This is a genomic window from Nocardia aobensis NBRC 100429 (assembly GCF_000308375.1).
Taxonomy (GTDB): Bacteria; Actinomycetota; Actinomycetes; order Mycobacteriales; family Mycobacteriaceae; genus Nocardia; species Nocardia aobensis.
In genome coordinates this window covers 85,378-104,035 of sequence record NZ_BAFQ01000206.1, presented here as the reverse complement: position 1 = coordinate 104,035, position 18,658 = coordinate 85,378, and the positions used below count along the sequence as shown (strand labels likewise).

General features: G+C 67.9%; 20 protein-coding genes. 7 read left to right on the top strand and 13 right to left on the bottom strand.

The genetic code is table 11. The features are described 5' to 3' along the window. On the bottom strand, positions 1-340 hold a 340-nt coding region (locus tag RJ03_RS26655; protein ID WP_036507133.1), incomplete at its 3' end, for a DUF5318 family protein. 164 nt (positions 341-504) lie between these two features. On the opposite strand from RJ03_RS26655, the gene RJ03_RS26650 reads away from it, so the two are divergent. Together RJ03_RS26650 and RJ03_RS26645 are read left to right on the top strand one after the other, a co-directional pair. Continuing rightward, on the top strand, positions 505-1,062 hold the full coding sequence (locus tag RJ03_RS26650) for a PadR family transcriptional regulator (RefSeq protein WP_036507131.1): 558 nt from the start codon (positions 505-507) through the stop codon (positions 1,060-1,062). After that, a complete protein-coding gene (locus RJ03_RS26645; protein ID WP_036507040.1) occupies positions 1,055-2,149 on the top strand; it encodes an inositol-3-phosphate synthase in 1,095 nt (364 codons plus the stop codon). The genes RJ03_RS26650 and RJ03_RS26645 overlap by 8 nt, the downstream gene beginning before the upstream one ends. Before the next feature lie 176 nt (positions 2,150-2,325). Here RJ03_RS26645 and RJ03_RS26640 read toward each other — a convergent pair whose 3' ends face one another. The 5 genes from RJ03_RS26640 to RJ03_RS26620 all read right to left on the bottom strand — a co-directional run bounded on the left by RJ03_RS26640 (position 2,326) and on the right by RJ03_RS26620 (position 6,225). Then, entirely contained in the window at positions 2,326-2,595 is a 270-nt protein-coding gene (locus RJ03_RS26640; RefSeq protein WP_036507037.1) for a type II toxin-antitoxin system RelE family toxin, read from the bottom strand. Further along, on the bottom strand, positions 2,592-2,846 hold the full coding sequence (locus tag RJ03_RS26635; protein ID WP_036507034.1) for a type II toxin-antitoxin system Phd/YefM family antitoxin: 255 nt from the start codon (positions 2,844-2,846) through the stop codon (positions 2,592-2,594). Before RJ03_RS26635 ends, RJ03_RS26640 begins: the two co-directional genes overlap by 4 nt. A gap of 34 nt (positions 2,847-2,880) precedes the next feature. Next, on the bottom strand, positions 2,881-3,306 hold the full coding sequence (locus RJ03_RS26630; RefSeq protein ID WP_036507029.1) for a GyrI-like domain-containing protein: 426 nt from the start codon (positions 3,304-3,306) through the stop codon (positions 2,881-2,883). Positions 3,307-3,312: 6 nt separating this feature from the next. Next, the gene (locus tag RJ03_RS26625; protein WP_051025284.1) at positions 3,313-3,816 is read right to left on the bottom strand and encodes a GyrI-like domain-containing protein; all 504 of its coding nucleotides are present in this window, start codon (positions 3,814-3,816) and stop codon (positions 3,313-3,315) included. Positions 3,817-3,927: 111 nt separating this feature from the next. After that, entirely contained in the window at positions 3,928-6,225 is a 2,298-nt protein-coding gene (locus RJ03_RS26620) for a transglycosylase domain-containing protein (protein ID WP_036507026.1), read from the bottom strand. A gap of 532 nt (positions 6,226-6,757) precedes the next feature. Here RJ03_RS26620 and RJ03_RS26615 point away from each other — a divergent pair. Further along, on the top strand, positions 6,758-7,936 hold the full coding sequence (locus tag RJ03_RS26615; RefSeq protein ID WP_218001006.1) for an MFS transporter: 1,179 nt from the start codon (positions 6,758-6,760) through the stop codon (positions 7,934-7,936). Next, a complete protein-coding gene (locus RJ03_RS26610; protein WP_036507024.1) occupies positions 7,930-8,592 on the top strand; it encodes an HAD family hydrolase in 663 nt (220 codons plus the stop codon). The genes RJ03_RS26615 and RJ03_RS26610 overlap by 7 nt, the downstream gene beginning before the upstream one ends. On the opposite strand, the gene RJ03_RS26605 is transcribed toward RJ03_RS26610, so the two are convergent. From RJ03_RS26605 to RJ03_RS26595, 3 genes are all read right to left on the bottom strand, one after another. Then, positions 8,582-9,433, bottom strand: coding sequence for a carbohydrate ABC transporter permease (locus RJ03_RS26605; protein ID WP_036507022.1), 852 nt, complete (start codon positions 9,431-9,433; stop codon positions 8,582-8,584). The genes RJ03_RS26610 and RJ03_RS26605 overlap by 11 nt on opposite strands. Continuing rightward, entirely contained in the window at positions 9,433-10,416 is a 984-nt protein-coding gene (locus tag RJ03_RS26600; RefSeq protein ID WP_036507125.1) for a carbohydrate ABC transporter permease, read from the bottom strand. Before RJ03_RS26600 ends, RJ03_RS26605 begins: the two co-directional genes overlap by 1 nt. A gap of 86 nt (positions 10,417-10,502) precedes the next feature. After that, on the bottom strand, positions 10,503-11,765 hold the full coding sequence (locus tag RJ03_RS26595) for an ABC transporter substrate-binding protein (protein ID WP_036507123.1): 1,263 nt from the start codon (positions 11,763-11,765) through the stop codon (positions 10,503-10,505). A gap of 286 nt (positions 11,766-12,051) precedes the next feature. Here RJ03_RS26595 and RJ03_RS26590 point away from each other — a divergent pair, with 286 nt between their 5' ends. Beyond that, positions 12,052-12,888 (top strand): DUF2786 domain-containing protein, encoded by an 837-nt coding sequence (locus tag RJ03_RS26590; RefSeq protein ID WP_036507121.1) that lies wholly within the window; start codon positions 12,052-12,054, stop codon positions 12,886-12,888. Positions 12,889-12,958: 70 nt separating this feature from the next. Next, positions 12,959-13,471 (top strand): TIGR04338 family metallohydrolase, encoded by a 513-nt coding sequence (locus tag RJ03_RS26585; protein WP_036507018.1) that lies wholly within the window; start codon positions 12,959-12,961, stop codon positions 13,469-13,471. A gap of 111 nt (positions 13,472-13,582) precedes the next feature. Here RJ03_RS26585 and RJ03_RS26580 read toward each other — a convergent pair whose 3' ends face one another. From RJ03_RS26580 to RJ03_RS26570, 3 genes are all read right to left on the bottom strand, one after another. After that, the gene (locus tag RJ03_RS26580; RefSeq protein ID WP_036507016.1) at positions 13,583-14,380 is read right to left on the bottom strand and encodes a VOC family protein; all 798 of its coding nucleotides are present in this window, start codon (positions 14,378-14,380) and stop codon (positions 13,583-13,585) included. A 122-nt stretch (positions 14,381-14,502) separates the two neighbouring features. Further along, on the bottom strand, positions 14,503-15,474 hold the full coding sequence (locus tag RJ03_RS26575; RefSeq protein ID WP_174372351.1) for an o-succinylbenzoate synthase: 972 nt from the start codon (positions 15,472-15,474) through the stop codon (positions 14,503-14,505). 263 nt (positions 15,475-15,737) lie between these two features. Beyond that, complete coding sequence (locus RJ03_RS26570) at positions 15,738-16,907, bottom strand: thiolase family protein (RefSeq protein ID WP_036507014.1); 1,170 nt, start codon at positions 16,905-16,907, stop codon at positions 15,738-15,740. Positions 16,908-17,016: 109 nt separating this feature from the next. Here RJ03_RS26570 and RJ03_RS26565 point away from each other — a divergent pair, with 109 nt between their 5' ends. Next, positions 17,017-17,508: a winged helix-turn-helix transcriptional regulator gene (locus RJ03_RS26565; RefSeq protein ID WP_036507119.1), complete on the top strand. Its 492-nt coding sequence runs from the start codon at positions 17,017-17,019 to the stop codon at positions 17,506-17,508. 53 nt (positions 17,509-17,561) lie between these two features. Here RJ03_RS26565 and RJ03_RS26560 read toward each other — a convergent pair whose 3' ends face one another. Continuing rightward, a complete protein-coding gene (locus tag RJ03_RS26560; protein ID WP_036507012.1) occupies positions 17,562-18,641 on the bottom strand; it encodes an ABC transporter ATP-binding protein in 1,080 nt (359 codons plus the stop codon). Positions 18,642-18,658 lie beyond the last annotated feature (17 nt).

Below are 18,658 nucleotides of genomic sequence, written 5' to 3'. Positions count from 1 at the left end.
TGTGTCCCAGCACATACGACTGCACCAGATGATTCCAACTACAGGTCCGGCACACCTCGACCACGTGCACCGAGAACTCTTCCCGAGTTTCGGCCAGCCGCACCAGTTCCTCGGGGGTTCGGGCCGAACCCGCGATCGGTCCCAGTCCGTCGCCGTAGACCCACGATACGAGCGTGAGCTGCTCTTTCCGGCAGATCGGACATGTGACATCGCTCCCCCGCCCGTGGAATTTCGCCGCACGCAGCAGGTACGGATTCGCATCACATACCTCGGCGACGTCCACACGGCCCGCATAGACATCGGCCAGCAGCGACCGGCGCCGGAGCGCGTAGTCGACCACCTGCCGCTGAATTCGCACGGGTCCCAGAGTACTTGCGTCGGCGGGGGCACGGCATGCCACCGAGAGAAGCCACACGTTCCTTTCCGCTCACTATATCGGTCCGATATAGTTTGTAATCGCATCCATCGGTTAGGTCTGTTCAATACAGTCAGGAGGTGAAGCCCGTGCTCGAACTCGCGATTCTCGGGCTGCTCCTGGAGTCACCCATGCACGGCTACGAGCTGCGCAAACGGTTGACGGGCCTGTTGGGACCGTTCCGGGCCTTCTCCTACGGGTCGCTGTACCCGACGCTGCGGCGCATGCAGACCGACGGTCTCATCGCCGAGGAGAGTCCGGCCGGCGCGGTCACCCGCCGGGCCCGCCGGGTCTACCAACTGACCGAATCGGGTCGGGAGCGGTTCGGTGAACTGCTCGCCGACACCGGTCCGCAGAACTACACCGATGACGGCTTCGGCGTTCATCTCGCCTTCTTCAGCCGCACCCCCGCCGAGGCGCGGATGCGGATCCTCGAGGGCAGACGACGGCAGGTCGAGGAGCGCCGAGAAGGACTGCGGGAGGCGATCAAACGCGCCAGCGGAACACTGGATCGCTACACCCGCCAGCTCCATCAACTCGGTCTCGAATCAAGCGAGCGCGAAGTGCGCTGGCTCAACGAGTTGATTGCAGCGGAGCAATCAATGAAGGCGGCACCACAGAAAGAGGGAAATGTCGGCCATGAGTGATGTCAACCCGGCTGCCAATGAGATTCGCGTGGCCATCGTCGGCGTGGGCAACTGCGCCTCCTCGCTGGTCCAGGGCGTGCAGTACTACAAGGACGCAGACGAGAACTTGACTGTGCCCGGCCTCATGCACGTCAAGTTCGGCCAGTACCACGTGCGCGATGTGAAGTTCGTCGCCGCATTCGACGTCGACGCGAAGAAGGTCGGATTCGACCTGTCCGATGCGATCTTCGCCAGCGAGAACAACACCATCAAGATCTCCGACGTGCCGCCGACCGGCGTCACCGTCCAGCGGGGCCCGACCCTCGACGGCATCGGCAAGTACTACGCGCAGACCATCGAGCTCTCCGAGGCCGAGCCGGTCGACGTCGTGCAGGCGCTGAAGGATGCCGAGGTCGACGTGCTGGTTTCGTACCTGCCCGTCGGTTCGGAAGATGCCGACAAGTTCTACGCGCAGTGTGCCATCGACGCCAACGTCGCATTCGTGAACGCGCTGCCCGTCTTCATCGCCTCCGACCCGGCCTGGGCGCAGAAGTTCGTCGACGCCGGCGTGCCGATCGTCGGTGACGACATCAAGTCCCAGGTCGGCGCGACCATCACCCACCGCGTGATGGCCAAGCTGTTCGAGGACCGCGGCGTGCAGCTGGACCGCACCATGCAGCTCAACGTCGGCGGCAACATGGACTTCAAGAACATGCTCGAGCGCGAGCGCCTGGAGTCGAAGAAGATCTCCAAGACCCAGGCCGTCACCAGCAACCTGAAGAAGGAACTGGGCGCCAACGACGTGCACATCGGCCCGTCCGACCACGTCGGCTGGCTCGATGACCGCAAGTGGGCCTACGTGCGCCTCGAGGGCCGCGCCTTCGGTGACGTGCCGCTGAACCTGGAGTACAAGCTCGAGGTGTGGGACTCGCCGAACTCGGCCGGCATCATCATCGACGCCGTGCGCGCCGCCAAGATCGCCAAGGACCGCGGCATCGGCGGACCCGTCATCCCGGCCTCGGCCTACCTGATGAAGTCCCCGCCGAAGCAGCTCGCCGACGACGTCGCCCGCACCCAGCTGGAAGCCTTCATCATCGGCGCTGAATAGTCTGGCCTCGCTCCGCTCGGCGGGTTCGCGGCCCCGGCCGCGAACGGGGCCTCCTCGAGGTCGGCCTCGTGCGGGGTTGGGGTAGGCGCTATGTCGCCTGGAACGTCGGCCTTCGAAAAAGGCTGGGCTACATGGTTTTCCATGTAGCCCAGCCTTATCGCGTTTCCGGGGGCGGGTTACAGGTCTCGATAGACGTCTCGTCTCCATCCGACTTTGACCACGAGGATCACGAGGACGCCGTTGTCGATTCGGTAGGCGACCCGGAATCTTCCGACACGCAGCCGATACAAGCCCTCGTGTCCGACCAGCTTCTTCACGTCCAGGCCCGGGGCATACGGGTCGTCGCCGAGCGCGGTCAGGGCGGTCAGGATGCGCATCGCGTCCTGCCGATCGAGCGCGCGCAGTTCGTGCCGGGCCGATTCCAGGAAGCGGAAGCGGTACTTCACTCCTCATCCTCGAAGAGGTCGGCGAGAACCTCGCTCATGCTGTAGGTCCGTTCATCGGAAGTGAGCCGGGCCGCCGCTTCGCGTGCGAGCAACTCGTCCTCGGCGGCATCGAACTTTTCCACCATCGACAGCGGGACCAGCGCGGCGGCCGGGGTGCCGTCACGCAGGATGATCACCCGCTCGCCCTGCTCGGCTTCACGGATGTGGGTGGCGAGGTTGGCGCGGAGTTCACGGATGCTGATCTCGGACACGCAGCAAGTGTACGCGCTTTCGTGTACACGCGGCTCAGTCGAGGGACACGTATACCTCTACCGAGGTGGGGCCGGTGTAGCGTTCGATTTCCGCGGCGTGAGAGCGGGTTATGGTGCCGGCGTTTTCGGCCTTGGCGACCTTGGCCCAGGCGGTGCGCAGCAGGTCGTACGGTTTGTCGGAGACGACGAACTTGGCGTAGCGGCCCGCGGGGATGCGGGTGATCACGTCGCCGGTCTCCAGGTCGTCGAGTCCGCCGAGTTCGTAGCCGAGGACCGCGACCGCGTGGTCGTCCTGGCCGATGTAGGCCGCCACGCGCGGGACGTTCCTCTCCCGCGACAGGTAGCGGTCCCAGGTGAAGTTCACCAGATCCAGATCCCGGGCGGTCACCTCGCGCCCGGCCAGCGGAACGGTGAGCCCGCCGACGAGGCTCGGTTCCAGGGTGACGATTTCGAAGTCCACGAGTCCCTACCTGTTCTCGGCGGAATCTGCCTGTGCCACACCGTTGTTCAGCGCATCGGTGAGCGGATCGCTCTGCAGGGCGACGAACACCTCGACCGTGCGAGCCTCCGGATAGTGCTCGAAGTCGCCGGTGTAGGCCCGCACCAGCGCGCCGGCCGCTTCCAGATCCCAGACCGCGCGCCAGATCGAGACGATGGTGTCGCCCAGATTGTCACCGGTGCGCAGGAAGCGCGCGAACTTCGCCGCGGGGATGCGGGCCAGTACATCGCCGGGCTGCAGATCGTCGAGGCTTTCGCACTGGTAGCCGACGATATGGGTGAGATAGGAACCGATCTCGGGCGCGTGGTCGACATAGGCGGTCGCCGGCGGACCGGGTAACCGGCGCGCCAGAGTTCGCTTCCACGCCTCTTCCACCTTCTGCCGGCGCGGTCCCTCGACCGCCAGCGCCGGGCTGCGTAGCACCGTGCCCGCCACCAGTGTTTCGTGGCGCTCAACCACTTCGAAATCCACCCGTGTCGCCCCTAATGTCTCGTGTTCAACCCCGTTCCACCCTATCGGCGTGTGCTGGGTGATGGCCGGATTACTCCAATTCGTTTCATCACAGCGTGCCGGATCGGACGGTCATCCGGGAACCGGGACGGTCAACCCCGGAAAGATCTCCACCTGCCGCGGCGGCGGGGGTGGTGGCGGTGGTGGCGGCGCGGGCGGAATGACGATCACCGGCGGCTGCTGCGGCTCCGGCTGCGACGGCGGTTGCAGGATGTCGAACGGTGCGTTCCCGGTCGGCTGCGGCGGCGCGGCCTGCGGCTCCGGCTCCGCGAACGGCCCGGCCGAATTCGGCGGCGGGGGCGCCGCGAACGGCCCGGCCGCAGCGCTCGGATCGGGATTCGCGAACTGCTCGACCGGAGTTCCGGCGAGCGCGCCGTCCATGGTGCGCTTCCAGATGTCGGACGGCAGCCCGGAACCGTAGATCAGGCCGCCGCCCGCCGTCCGGATCGGCTGGGGTTGATCGGTGCCCACCCACACCGCGGTGGACAGCGAGGGGGTGAACCCGATCATCCAGGCGTCCTTGTTCTCGCCGGAGTCACCGAGCTGCGTGGTTCCGGTCTTCGCCGCCGACGGCCGCCCGGCCAGATTGTGGCCGTTCGAATATCCGGGGATGGGCTGCATCGCCTTGGTGGTCGTATCGGTGATCCCGCGCGGGAAGCGTTGCTGCGGCGGCGGCAGCTGCCCCGCCCCGGGCGCCCCGCGATCCAGTAGTACCCGGCCGTCCCCGGCCACCACCCGCTGCACGAAATACGGCTGGTGATAGCTGCCCGACGCCGCGATGGTGGCATAGGCCGATGCCATGTCGACGGGCCGCACCGAATACACGCCGAGGACGACCGTGGGCGCCGGCTGCCCGTCCGGTTCCGACAGCGAGGTGCCCGGCACGCCCGGGATCTGCAGCGGAATACCGGCCTGATGGGCGGCATCGGCCACCGACCGCGGCCCGATGGCCTGGGTGAGCCGGATGAAACTGGTGTTCAGGGAACGCTTGTAGGCCTCGGCGAGACTGCAGGTCCCGCAGGATTCGCCCTCCACGTTGGTCACCCGCACCCCGTTCACCACGACCGGCGAACTGTCCAGCTGGGACGTCAGCGTGAAGCCCTGCTGCAGCGCCGCCAGCACGGCGAAGGTCTTGAAGGAGGACCCGGTCTGCAAGGGGGCCTGCGCGAAGTCGTAGCCGACACCGTCCTCACCGCCGTAGTAGGCCCGGATCGCGCCCGACCGCGGATCGATCGACACGACCGCACTGCGCAGCTGCGGCGGCTGGCCGTCGAGAGTGCGGTGCACCGCGTCCAGCGCGGCCTGCTGCGCCTTGGCGTCGATGGTCGTGGTGATCTGCAGCGCGCCGGTATTGATCTCCTGATCGCCGATTCCCGCGGCGCGCAACTCCTTCAGCACCTGGGTGCGGATCAGGCCGGCCGGGCCGCGGGCGGCATCGTCGTCGGGTTTGGGCGGCGGCGCGATCGTCGGGAATTGCACCTTGTCGCGTTCGCCGAGCGGCAGCACGCCCATCCCGACCATGCCGTCGAGCACATAGTTCCAGCGAGCCTTCAGTTGGTCGAGGTGCGTCTCGGGGTCCAGGATCGACGGCGTGCGCACCAGCGCCGCCAGCACCGCGCCCTCCGCGAGGGTCAGCTGCGAGACCGGTTTGTCGAAGTAGGCGCGCGCGGCCGCGGCGATCCCGTAGGCGTCTCGGCCGTAGTAGATGGTGTTGAGGTACGCGGCGAGGATGTCGTCCTTGCTCCACTGCCGCGCCATCTTCGCCGAGATCACCAGCTCCCGCATCTTGCGCGACAGGGTGCGCTCCGAGCTGAGGAAGGCGTTCTTGACGTACTGCTGGGTGATGGTGGACCCACCGCCCGCGTCGTCGCGGCCGAGCAGATTGTCGCGCGCGGCCCGCAGGAAGGCGGGCGCCGAGAATCCGGGATTGCGGTAGAAGTCGCGATCCTCGGCCGAGAGTATGGCGTCGCGCATGGTCTGCGGCACCTCCGACAGCGGCACCGGCGTGCGGTTCCCTTCGGGGGGAACGATTTTCGCGAGGACCGTCGTTCCGTCGCTGGCGGTGACGGTGGCGATCTGATTGGTCTGCACCGCACTCGGATCGGGTATCTCGGCACTCCAGTACGCCAGTACCAGCAGTAACGACGGAATCGCGACGAAGATCAGGAACAGCGCCAGCAGCAGGCGCCGAATTCGCTGCCCGCGAGTGCGCGGCGGGCGTTCGCCGGCGCCGGCCGGTCTCTCGCGACGGCGGGGACGGCCGCTGTTCGGCCGGGACGCACCGTCGAGCTGCTTCCACCCGGCAATCGAGGCATAAGGCGCCGTTTCCGGGCGGCCGCGCCGCGGTTTGCGGGTCGAGCTCACGATCATCTCCTCCCGGAGCGTCGGCGAACCAGCGAGAAACAACGATCCCGACCAGCCTACGGGGCCGGTCGATGGTCGACCAGAACAGCTAATACCCAGTAAATCGCAGTCTCACTCGGAAACCGGGCACGACCGGCCGACGGCACCTCGGCGTGAATTGAACAACCGCTACGGCAACCCGACTCGCGGCGGTCCGGCCATCGCGCGGCAAGAGCGCGACGCAACAGGTACTCGACGCCGCGTCGACGGCCCGGTTGCCGGTACAGAAACGGATGAATTAGACGTCCGGCCCGCATTTTGTGAAGTGGGGCACCAGCGGTCGTTCCGGATGGTAGCGCGTCGAACTGCCTGGTAGCTTCCGTTTTGCTTACGTGCAACGTCGCGCATCGCATTCGATCTCTCACTCACCGAACGTCTTCTTCCTGTCGTCCGTGTGCCTCGGCCGTCCGGTACGAGGCGGAATCGTCATATCCGTCCACCGCCGATCGCGCGGGTCGTCGTCGACCCCGAAATCGGTGGTGACGCTGATGGAGCCGTCATGACACGCACCCTCGCGATGCCCGCGAATCGCGCACTCGAAATACCCCACGACGTCGTACGGAGTCGCGGCCTGCTGACGGGCTACTTCGCCGGCCTCGGCGTGGTGATGGCCGTCTGGGGAACTCGCATCCCCGCCGTCCAGGAATCCGCCGGACTCGGCACGGCCGGGCTGGCCGGGGTCCTGCTCGCCGCGGCGATCGGAATGGTCGCCGGCCTCCAGGTGGGTGGTCGCCTCGCCCGTCCCGCGCGATTGCCCCGGTTGCTGACCACCGGCGGACTCGGTCTGGCCCTCGGCCTCGCGTTGGTCGGCAGCTGCCGAATGCCGCTCGCGCTCGCCGCCGCGGCGCTGTGCTTCGGCGCCGCGCACGGTGTGCTGGACGTCGCGGCGAACGCCGCCGCGGTGCGCTGCCAGAACGCCTACGGCCGGCCGATCATGTCGGGCCTGCACGCGGCCTACAGCCTCGGCGCGCTGGGTGGGGCGGTGATCGCCGTTGTGGCCGCGGACGTTTCGCACACCTACGTCTTCGGTGTCACCGCGGCGGCGGTCGTCGTCGCGACGATCGCGGCGGCGCCCGCTACCGGCTGTGTCGGATCGCCGGTCGCGGACGCGGGGGTGGTGGCGCGGGAGCGTGCGCCCGGACTGTCCCGGTCGCGAATCTGGTTGCTGGGGGCATTGGCCGCCGCATGTCTGCTCGGCGAGGGCGCGGCGGCCGATTGGTCGGCGGTGCACCTGACCGGCCTGCACGCCTCGGCCGCGATCGGCGCCGCCGCCTACGCCGCCTACAGCGCCGCGATGGCGGGCGGACGCCTCGTCGGCGATCGGCTCACCACTCGCTTCGGGGCGCCGAAAGTCGTTCGGGCGGGCGCGATTGCGGCCTCGGCCGGACTTCTCACCGGCGTGGCGGTGAACGATGTGCCGTTCGCGCTGGCCGGCTGGGCCGTCTTCGGTCTCGGCCTGGCCGTCACGATTCCTTCCCTGTTCAGCACGGCCGGGACGGGAGGTCCGCGCGCCGTCGCCGCCGTGGCCGTCGCCGGATATCTCGGACTCCTCGCGGGACCGGCCCTCATCGGTGCCGTGGCCACCGTCACGACCCTGCCCGTCGCCCTCGTGCTGCCCGCCCTGCTCGCCGCGGGCGTGGCCGCGCTGTCTCATCGAGCATTGGAGAACCAGTGGTAAGTCCACTATCCCATTCGCCAGCCGACATCGACGCGGTCATCTTCGACTACAACGGGGTCATCGGTCTGCAGCCGACGACACCTATGTGGAGCGACCTCGCCGAGCTCGCCGGATGGCGCACCGACGACCTCACCCACTTCCAGACCACCTTCTGGAGCGCCCGCGAACCCTACGATTCCGGCGAGTTCGACGACACGGACTTCTGGGCCGCGGTACTCGGCCGCCGGCCGGAACCGGTATTGCTCACCCGGTTGCGCGAGGTCGACACCGCCCTGTGGACGCGGACCGACCACCGCGTCGTCACCCTCCTGCAGCAGGCGCGCCGGGCGGGTCTGCCGATGGTGCTGCTGTCCAACGCGCCCCACCCGGTCGGCGACGCACTCGACGCCTCCGAGTGGCGCGGGCTGATGACCGATGCCCTCTACTCGGCCCGTCTCGGCATGAACAAACCGCATCCCGACACCTATCGAAACGCTCTGGCGGCCACCGGTATTCACGATCCGAGCCGGGTGATGTTCATCGACGACCGCCCCGACAACTGCGAAGCGGCGGCACAACTCGGCCTGCGAACCCTCCACTACACGGGCTCGCCCGCCGAGTTGGAAAAACACCTCGACTTCCCCGCCGGACGCCTGATTTCGGGAGCTAGCTCTTGACGCCGCCCGCGGTGAGGCCGGAGATGATGCGGCGCTGGAACAGCAGCACCATGATCACCAGCGGCACGGTGACGATGATGCCCGCCGCCATGATCGCCGCATAGGGCTGCACCAGCGGATCGTTACCGGAGAACCGCGCGATCGCGACGGTCACCGGCTCGGTCCGGTCGACCGAAAGCAGACTGGCCAGCAGGTACTCGTTCACCGCGGCGATGAACGCCAGGATCGCCGTGGTGAACACCGCGGGCGCGGCCAGCGGCAGCATCACCAGCCGGAAGGCCTGGAACCGGCTGGCGCCGTCGATGCGGGCCGCCTCCTCGAGCTCCCACGGCAGTTCGGCGAAGAACGAGGCGAGGACGTAGACCGTCATCGGCAGCACGAAGGAGATGTTCGGGATGATCATCGCCTGGTAGTGCCCGATCCAGCCGATGTTGGTGAACAGCTGGAACAGCGGCGTCACCAGGACGACCACCGGGAACATCGAGGCGCTCAGGATCAATCCGGCGACCAGCGTCTTACCGCGAAAAGCCATGCGCGCCAGCGCATAGGCGGCCATCATGCCGATCAGCAGTGCGATCACGGTGGTGGCCGCGCCGATGACGACGCTGTTGGTCAGTGCCCGCCCGAAGTCGTTGCCGCGGCTGGTGTCGAACGCGTTGCGGAAGTTCTCGAAGGTCACGTGGGTCGGCCACGGGGTGTTGTCGAAGGTGTAGTCCGGATCGCGGAAGGCGGTCACCGCCATCCAGTAGAACGGGGCCAGACCCCAGATCAGCACGATCAGCGCACCGACGTACACCCGTGCGGACCGCCACGGTTTGCGGCCGGAGGTAGCAGTGGTCATCAGTGTGCCTTCCGCTGTTCTTCCTGCGTCGCCACCGCATTGGCGCCCAGTATCTTCACCAGCACGAACGCCACCGCGAAGATCATCAGGAAGGTGAGCACCGACAGCGCGGCCGCACTGTTGGAGCCCTGCCGCACCTGATCGACCACGAGGATCGAGATGGTCCGGGTCGCCGGGTTGCCCTGCATCATGATGGCCGGCAGGTCGTAGAGGCGCAGCGCGTCCATGGTCCGGAACAGCACCGCGACCAGCAGCGCCGGCTTCAGCAGCGGCAGCGTGATGTGGGTGAAGCGCTGCCAGGCCGAGGCCCCGTCGACCTTGGCCGCCTCGTACACGTCGTTCGGAATCACCTGCAGTCCGGCGAGGATCAGCAGGGCCATGAACGGGGTGGTCTTCCAGACGTCGGCGATGATCACTGCGAATCGCGACCACCACGGATCGGTCTGCCACAGGATGTGCGTGTGCAGGACTCGGTTGACCACGCCGTTGTACTGGAACATGAACTCCCACAACCGGGCCGTCACCGCGGTCGGGATCGCCCACGGGATCAGCACCGCGGCACGCAGCAGCGCCCGCCCGCGGAAGGTCTTGCCCATCACGGTCGCCATGCCGAGGCCGATGGTCGCCTCCAGCGTCACCGTGATCAGCGTGAACAGCAGCGTGATGCCGATGGCCGCCCAGAACTGGGAACCCAGGTTGCCGGTGGGGCAGGGCTCGGTTCCGCCGCCGGGCAGGGTGCACTGCTGCAGCAGCCAGTGCGTGTAGTTGCTGAACCCGGCGCTGCCGCCCTCGACGAACATGCCGGTGGCGGGGTCGAGTCCGGCGTCCTTCTGGAACGACATCCACACCGCGCGCACCACCGGATAGCCGATGACGACCGCGAGCGCCACCAGCACCGGTGCGACGAACAACCACGCGCGGCCCGACCCCCGCGGTAGCCGTAAGCCCCGGGAGTTACTGTCGCTCTTCGGTTTCGGGCTCACCGGCTGATCGTCGGGTGGCGCGAGATCGGTCGCACCCGAAGGACTCGACACGTTCAACTCTCCTACGGGGCAGACTGCGGACAGGGTCAGGAGCCGGCGGCTTCGATGCCCTTCTGCATGCCGACGATCGCGTCATCGACTGATTTCTTACCGGTCAACGCAGCATATGCGTTGTCCTGGATGGCCTTCGACACCGCCGGGTAGAAGGGGGTGACCGGGCGCGGCACGGCGCTGGCGATCGAATCCTTCAGCGCGGGCAGGTACGGGAACTTCGCGATCAGCGCCGGATCGTCGTACATCGACGACCGGACCGACGGGAACGCGCCCTCGGCGACGATCCGCTGGGCGTCCTCGCTGATCAGGAAGCGCAGGAAGTCCAGCGCGGTGGCCTTGTGCTTGGAGTAGGCGCTGATGGCGGCGTTGTAACCACCGAGCGTGGAGGCGCCGATGCCGTCCTTGCCGGGCAGCGGGGAGACGCCGAAGTTGCCCTTCACGGCGGAGGAGTCGGCCTGGGCCACACCGTAGAAGTTCGGCCAGGTGCGCAGGAACAGCAGCTTGCCCGAGGCGAAGGCGTTCTGGCTCTCCGGCTCCTTGTAGGAGATGGCCTCCTTGGGGATGTCGCCGTTCTTGTAGGCGTCGGTGAGCACCTGCAGGCCGGCGCGCGACTGCGGGGAGTTCACGGTCGCGGTCTTGCCGTCCGGGCCGACGAACGAGCCGCCGTAGGCGTTGATCACCTCGGCCGCGTTCACGGTCAGACCTTCGTAGGGCGCGAACTGCCCTGCGTAGCAACCGATTCCGTGATCATGCGCGATATTGCAGTCGGCCAGCAGCTCCGGCCAGGTCTTCGGCGGGTTCGGGACCAGATCCTTGCGGTAGTACAGCAGGCCGCCGTTGGTGTTGCGCGGCGCGGCGTAGAGAGTGCCCTGGTAGGTCGCGCTGGCGACGGTCGGCGAGAGCAGCGTGGAGGTGTCGAGGGCGAAGGAGTCCTTCAGCGGCTGGATCCAGCCCTTGGCCGCGAATTCCGCGGTCCACGGCACGTCCAGCGCCATCACGTCGTAGTCGGACTGCTTGGCCCGCATGTGCTGGGCCAGATCGTCGTACTGCTGCGAGGCGTCGTTCGATTGCTCCTTGAACGTCACCTGCTCGTTCGGATGGGCGGCGTTCCACCGGTCGATGAGTTGCTTGACCGCACCCGTCTCGGTGGTGTCCTTACCCTCGACATAGGTGATCGGGCCGCGGCCGCCCAGGTTCTGGCCGGTCGGGTTGCTGCCGTCGCCGCTCGAACAGGCGCTCGTCAACCCGGCGGTCAGCAGCGCCACCGAGGCGGTGGCCAGTGCGGCGCGGGACACGAGGGACGAGCGTCGTGACGCGGCGCGCGCGTGAACCTTGCGCGCCTTGTTCGAGGACGCCTTGTTCAAAGCCATCGATACTCCAGGGTCGTAACGAACACAGGTGCCATGCGTGAGCGCCCGCACACTGCGCCGGTTGCACAAGGCAAGATACATTGTTCGGCTGCCGGATGGGACTCGGCGTCCGCACCGCCCTCCGTGGTTACGCAAGCTGCCGCCTCCGCCCCGCCCGATGGTGTGGCGATGTCGGTGGGTTCTCGTATCCTGGCGCTCGATGTCGACCCAGATGCCTCAGGACAAGTTGCTCACCCGGATCGGTGGGCTGTTGCGTCAGGCCGAGTCGACCGACAACGAGCACGAGGCCGAGGCGTTCATGGCGGCCGCCCAGCGCCTGGCGACCCGTTCGTCGATCGACCTGGCGGTGGCGCGCGCCCATATCGCCGGTCGCGAACGCCGCCCGACGCCGATGCAGAAGGTCGTCGCGATCGGTGCGGCGGGCAAGAAGGGGCTGCGCACGTATGTGCAGTTGTTCGTGGCGATCGCCGCGGCCAACGACGTGCGCTGCGATGTGACCCGCACATCCACGCAGGTCTACGCCTACGGCTTCGATACCGATATCGCGACGTGCGAGGCGCTGTACACGAGCCTGCTGGTGCAGATGGTGCGCGCGTCCGACCACTACATCAAATCCGGCGCCTACAGATCGGCGACGGTGGAGAAGATCGTGGTGGAGACGCGCTGGGGTCGCACGGTGCAGCGTCGCATTCAGGCCCCGGTCGCAGCCGTGACGGCTCGGCTGAATTTCCAGATGGCGTTCGCCGACCGGATCGGCCGCCGGCTCGCACAGGTGAAGGCGGATGTGGAGGCCGAGGCGGTGGGCGCGGGTACGACCGCCGCCGAATCCGCGGGTACCGCCCTGGCGCTGCGCAACAAGGACCTCGAACTGACCGATTACTACGCCCGCACCTCCGAAGCCCGCGGTACCTGGCGCGGGCCACAGGAATCCACCGGGTACTCACCGGCCGCGCGCCGGGCGGGCGACCGCGCCGGTCGCACCGCGCGCCTGGGCCTGTCGGCCGAACTGCCCTCCGGGCGAGGACGACTCGAAGCGCCCGGGGCATGAGCCGCGCGCGAATGGCGCGATGCGGTGCCTTCGTGAAGTACACGTCGTTCGTTGTCTGCGGGAAAGCACTGTGACGCAACGGGATTCGCAGCGTAGCCGGGTCTACGACGCCGAGGGCCTGGTGCGGCGGATGTTCGAACGAGCCGCCGAGTTCGGGGCTCGCACGGTCGACTTGCACGGTTCGCAGCTCACGCTGCCGATCGAGCGGAAGTTCGCTTCGGTCGAGTCGGTCCAGAGTTATGTGGACCGGGTGCTGGCCCTGAATTGGGTACGCGCGCAGTGGGTGCGAGCGGGCACGCCGCTGGCCGTGCGGGCCCGTGCGGGCACCGCGGCGGCGCACTACGAGACCGGCCGCGCCGTGCTGGCCGTCCCGTTGCATACCGGCGGAACCGCTTGGGCCCTGCGTGAATTGGTCATCCTGCACGAACTCGCCCACCACCTGGAGCCGCCCGGGGCCGACCTCGCCCCGCACGGCCCCGAGTTCTGTACCCGATACCTCGAGCTGGTCGACGGTGTCATCGGCCCCGAAGCCGCCCTTCTCCTGCGCGCCACCCTGCACGACTGTGGCGCTCGCGTGGGCTGAACCCCCGTGACGAACGCGAGGCACGGTTCGCCGGCTCCGGCGTGACCCGCGGTTGCCGGCCGGAACAGGTGCGCCCCGGGCCGTTGCGGACGACCCGGGGCATGCCGAGCCCTACTGTCCCGGCGTCTCCGCCCGCACCGTCGGGTCGATGAGGCCGAAGATCTCGCCCTGGGGAGCCTGGACGACGGCCGAGCGACCGAACGGGGTGTCGTCGGGGCCCATCAGCACCGTGGCGCCGAGTTCGGTTGCGCGAGAGAGTTTTTCGTCCGTGCCCGCGACCTGGAACCAGGTGAGCCAGTAGGGCGGGTTGTCGCCGGGTGCGTTGCCCGCGTCCATCACACCGCCGGCGACGTCCGCCCCGGGCGGGGAGAAGGTCGAATAGACGAAGTTCTCGCCGTCGCCGATTTCGTCGAAGGTCCAGCCGAAGACGCGGCGGTAGAACTCCTGGGCGGTGGCGTAGTCGCCGGTGTGCAGTTCGTTCCAGCAGTAGGAGCCGGGTTCGTTGTAGATACCGGCGCCGGTGTGGGCCTTGGCCTGCCAGACGCCGAAAATCCCGCCGGTGGGATCGGAGGCCACGCACATGCGGCCCACGTCCATGACGTCGAAGGGTGGGACGAAGACGGTTCCCCCGGCCGCGCCGATGGCCTCGGCGACCGCGTCGACGTCGTCGGCGGCGAGGTAGGTGGTCCACACCGAGGGCATCGGCGCCTCGCCCATCTTGGGGCCGATTCCGGCTGCCGGTTTACCGCCCAGCATCGCCATCAGATATCCCCCGGCCTCGGGCGGGCTGTCCATGATCTCCCAGCCCAGCAAACCGGAGTAGAAGTCGCGGGCGGCCCGCGGATCATCGACCGAACAGTCGACCCAGCAGGGCGTACCCTGCGGCCACGCAGAATCACGAGTGGGCATTGCGGAACTCCTATCGTGTGTTCGAGCACGTGAGAACTGCCGATGGCACACGATCAGCTAATCACAGACCGGCGGGTGGGAAAACCCTCTCCCCGGCCCTGTCGAGGCTCGAGACGCCGTGATCAGTCCAGCAGCCGCAGTACCCGCTCCAACCGGCTCCGCCACCACGCCGTGCGCTCCGGATCGGGGTGGCGGAAGCGTTCCAGCAGAGCGGGATCCGGGGCCGGCGGGGTGCGCGGAACGCTCAGATATCCGTCGACCGGGCGCAGCGAATCCGCGACCACATCGCCGGTGAACAGGTTCACGGTGCCCAGCCCGCAGGCGTGGTCGAGTTCCGGCAGCGCACCGGCCAGCGCGAGCTGCGCCGACAGTCCGACGCTCGTCTCCAGGGCCGAGGAGATCACGCACGGCAGCCCCGCGGCCTGCGCCACCCGCAGCGCCCGCCGCACCCCGCCGAGCGGCGTGCATTTGAGGACGGCGATATCGGCCGCTCCCGCCACCGCGACCCGCAGCGGATCCTCGGCGCGCCGGATGGATTCGTCCGCGGCGATGGGAATGTCGATCCGCCGCCGGACCGCCGCCAGTTCCTCGATCGTCCGGCACGGTTGCTCGGCGTACTCCAAACCCTGTGCGGCACGGTCGATCTGCCGCAGGTTCGCGACCGCCGTGTCCACGTCCCAGACCGCGTTGGCGTCGACCCGGACGGCGCCGTCGCGGCCCAGCGCATCGCGCACGGCCGCCACCCGCTCGATATCCTCGGCGAGCGATTCGGGATGATCGGCGATCTTGACCTTCGCTGTGCGGCAACCGGATTCGGCGACGATGGCATACGCGCGCTCGGGCCCGACCGCGGGGACCGTGCAGTTGACCGGAATACGATCCCGGACCGGTTCCGGCCACCCGTCCTCGATCTGCTCGACGGTGGTGGCCAGCCAGTTCGCGGCCTCCCGATCGTCGTACTCGACGAACGGGCAGAACTCACCCCAGCCGCGCGGGCCTTCGAGCAGCAATCCTTCGCGGACGGTGATGCCGCGGAAGCGAGTTCGCAGCGGAATCGCGTACACCAGCGCCGACGCCGGATCCAGATCGCTCACCCGAGCCAGCCTAACCACCGCGGCTCGGGGTCCGCGATATGGCGCAGCAGCGCACTCGTCCGGGGCGCAGTCATCCGACGCCGGCCTACGCCGCGGTTTTCCTGGCCCTGGTGGGCGCGCTGCTGACGGCCGGGCGGTGGACCCTGCGGGCGTTGCGGGAGCGCCGCCCGGCCTGGTGTTACGCGTTGCTCACCCTGCCGCTGCTCGCCGAGGCGTGGCTCCTCGGTTTCGCGGTGGCGCTGATCGTGGTGCCGGTCCGACGATCACAGCCGCTCGTAGATGGTCGCGTTCGCCAAACCGCCTGCCTCGCACATGGTTTGCAGCCCGAAGCGGGCGCCGCGTTCGTGCAGCGCGTGGACCAGCGTGGTCGCCAGCCGCGCACCGGAGGCGCCGAGCGGATGCCCCAGCGCGATCGCGCCGCCGTTGACGTTCACCCGGGACAGATCGGCCCCGGTATCGGCGGCCCAGGCCAGGACCACCGAGGCGAAGGCCTCGTTGACCTCGAACAGATCGATATCGGCGAGCGACAGGCCGGAGCGCTGCAACACCTTTCGGGTCGCCGGGATCACCGCGGTGAGCATCAGCAGCGGATCGTCGCCCGCGACCGCGAAACTGTGCAGCCGGGCCAGCGGCCGCAGGCCCAGTTGCGCGGCCTTCTCGCTGGTCATGATCAATACCGCGGCACTGCCGTCGTTGATCTGACTCGCGTTGGCGGCGGTCACGTTCCAGCCGATCTCGGGGAACCGGGCGGCATAGGCCTCGCTGTAGTAGGCCGGCCGCAGCCCGGCCAGGGTCTCCAGGGTGCTGCCGACCCGGATGCCCTCGTCGGTGCTCAACCCGGCCAGCGGCGCGAGTTGTGCCTCGAAGGATCCGTTCTTCGTCGGGGCGGCGGCCTTCTCGTGACTGGCGAGTGCGAACTCGTCCATGGCGGTGCGCGAGATGTTCCAGCGCGCCGCGATCAGTTCCGCGCTGATTCCCTGCGGTACCAGCTCGTCCGGATACCGTTCGGCGAAGGCCACGCCGTTGATATCGGTCGCGCCGGCCACGCTCGACCCCATCGGCACCCGGCTCATCGACTCCAGACCGCCGGCGACGACGATGTCGTAGGCCCCGGCCAGCACGCCCTGTGCGGCGAAGTGGATGGCCTGCTGGCTGCTGCCGCACTGCCGGTCGACCGTGGTGGCCGGAACGGACTCCGGGTAGCCGGCCGCGAGCGCGGCGCGGCGGGTGACGTTGACCGACTGCTCGCCGATCTGGGTGACCACGCCGCCGATGACATCGTCGATCAGCACCGGATCGATCCCGCTGCGCCGCACGACCTCGCGCAGGCTGTGGGCGAACAGGTCGACCGGATGCTGATCGTGCAGCGCCCCGGTGGCTTTGCCCTTCCCGATCGGGGTGCGTACGGCCTCGACGATCACTGCGTCTCTCATGGCGATTCCTCCGGTATCGCGCCGTTGCGACAATCTGACTTAGTCGCCCTAAAGTCAGCCTAGGAGCTGACATTAGTTATGACAAGTCAGAGTTGGTATGATCGTCGTCATGCCCGTGAAACTGGAAGGACCCCTGCGTGACCTGAATTCGTGGAAGCCGGACGGCTGTTCCATCGTGAAGGCTCTCGACATCGTCGGCGCGCGCTCGGCGATGCTGATTCTGCGCGAATCCATCTACGGGACGACCCGCTTCGACGGTTTCGCGGCGCGGGTGGGTATCACCGACGCCGCCGCGGCCGCCGCGCTGCGCAAACTCACCGACGCCGGGCTGCTGCGCAAACAGCCGTATCGCGAAGAGGGTAAGCGCACCCGCAACGAGTACGTGCTCACCGAGATGGGCCGGGATCTGCTCCCGGCGATCTTCGCGCTGTGGCAGTGGGGTGACAAATATCTGCAGGGCGGGGTGCCGCCGCTCGAGCGGATCGAGGACACCACCGGCGAACCGGTGCGGGTGGAACTGCGCGGCGCCGGAGGCGACGAAGTCGGACTGGAGGACATCCGGATCCGGGTGAACAAGGATTGGCGCCGGCCACGCGGCTGAACGCGAACTGCCCCCGAATACCGAAAGTATTCGGGGGCAGTCGGTTTCGACGACTAGGTCAGTCGCCGACCGTCGGCCGGGTCGAAGAAGTAGGTGTGCTCCGCATCGGTTGTGAGTGTCAGCTTGTCGCCCTTCTGCGGCGGATTGCGCCAGTCGGCGCGGGCGACGATGGTCTGATCTCCGCCGGCCTCACCCAGGGTGCGGCCGTAGATGTAGGCGTCGGAGCCCAGCTCCTCGACCACGTCGATCTCCATGGCGATCCCCTCGGAACCACCGGCCAGATCGAAGTGCTCCGGGCGGATACCGACCACCACGGTCTCGCCCGCGGCATCGGCCACCGCGCGCGGCAGCGCGATCGAATGTCCGCCGAGGGTGACCGAACCGTCCGACACCGGCAGCGTGAACAGGTTCATCGCCGGTGAACCCATGAAGCCCGCGACGAACAGATTCGCCGGATCCCGATACAGATCCCGCGGCGAGGCGCACTGCTGCAACAGCCCGTCCTTGAGCACCGCCACCCGGTCGCCCATGGTCATCGCCTCGACCTGGTCGTGGGTGACGTAGACGGTGGTGGTGCCGAGCCGGCGCTGCAACTGGGCGATCTGCGTGCGGGTCTGCACGCGCAGTTTCGCGTCCAGATTCGACAGCGGTTCGTCCATCAGGAACACCTGCGGCTGGCGTACGATCGCGCGGCCCATCGCGACACGCTGCCGCTGACCGCCGGACAGCGCCTTCGGCTTGCGGTCCAGGAAGTCCTGCAGGTCGAGCAGTTTCGCCGCCTCCAGCACGCGCTGGCTGCGCTCGGCCTTGCCGACCTTGGCCATCTTCAGCGCGAAGCCCATGTTCTCCGCGACGGTCATATGCGGGTAGAGCGCGTAGTTCTGGAACACCATCGCGATATCGCGCTGTTTGGGTTCGGCGTCGGTGACGTCCCGGTCGCCGATCAGGATGCGGCCGTCGTCGACCTCCTCGAGTCCGGCCAGCATGCGCAGCGAGGTGGATTTGCCGCATCCGGACGGTCCGACCAGTACCAGGAATTCGCCGTCGGCGATCTCGAGATTCAACTTGTCGACGGCGGGTTTGGTGCCACCCGGGTAGAGCCGGGTGGCGTGGTCGAAGGTGACCGTGGCCATGGTGAATCAATCCCTTC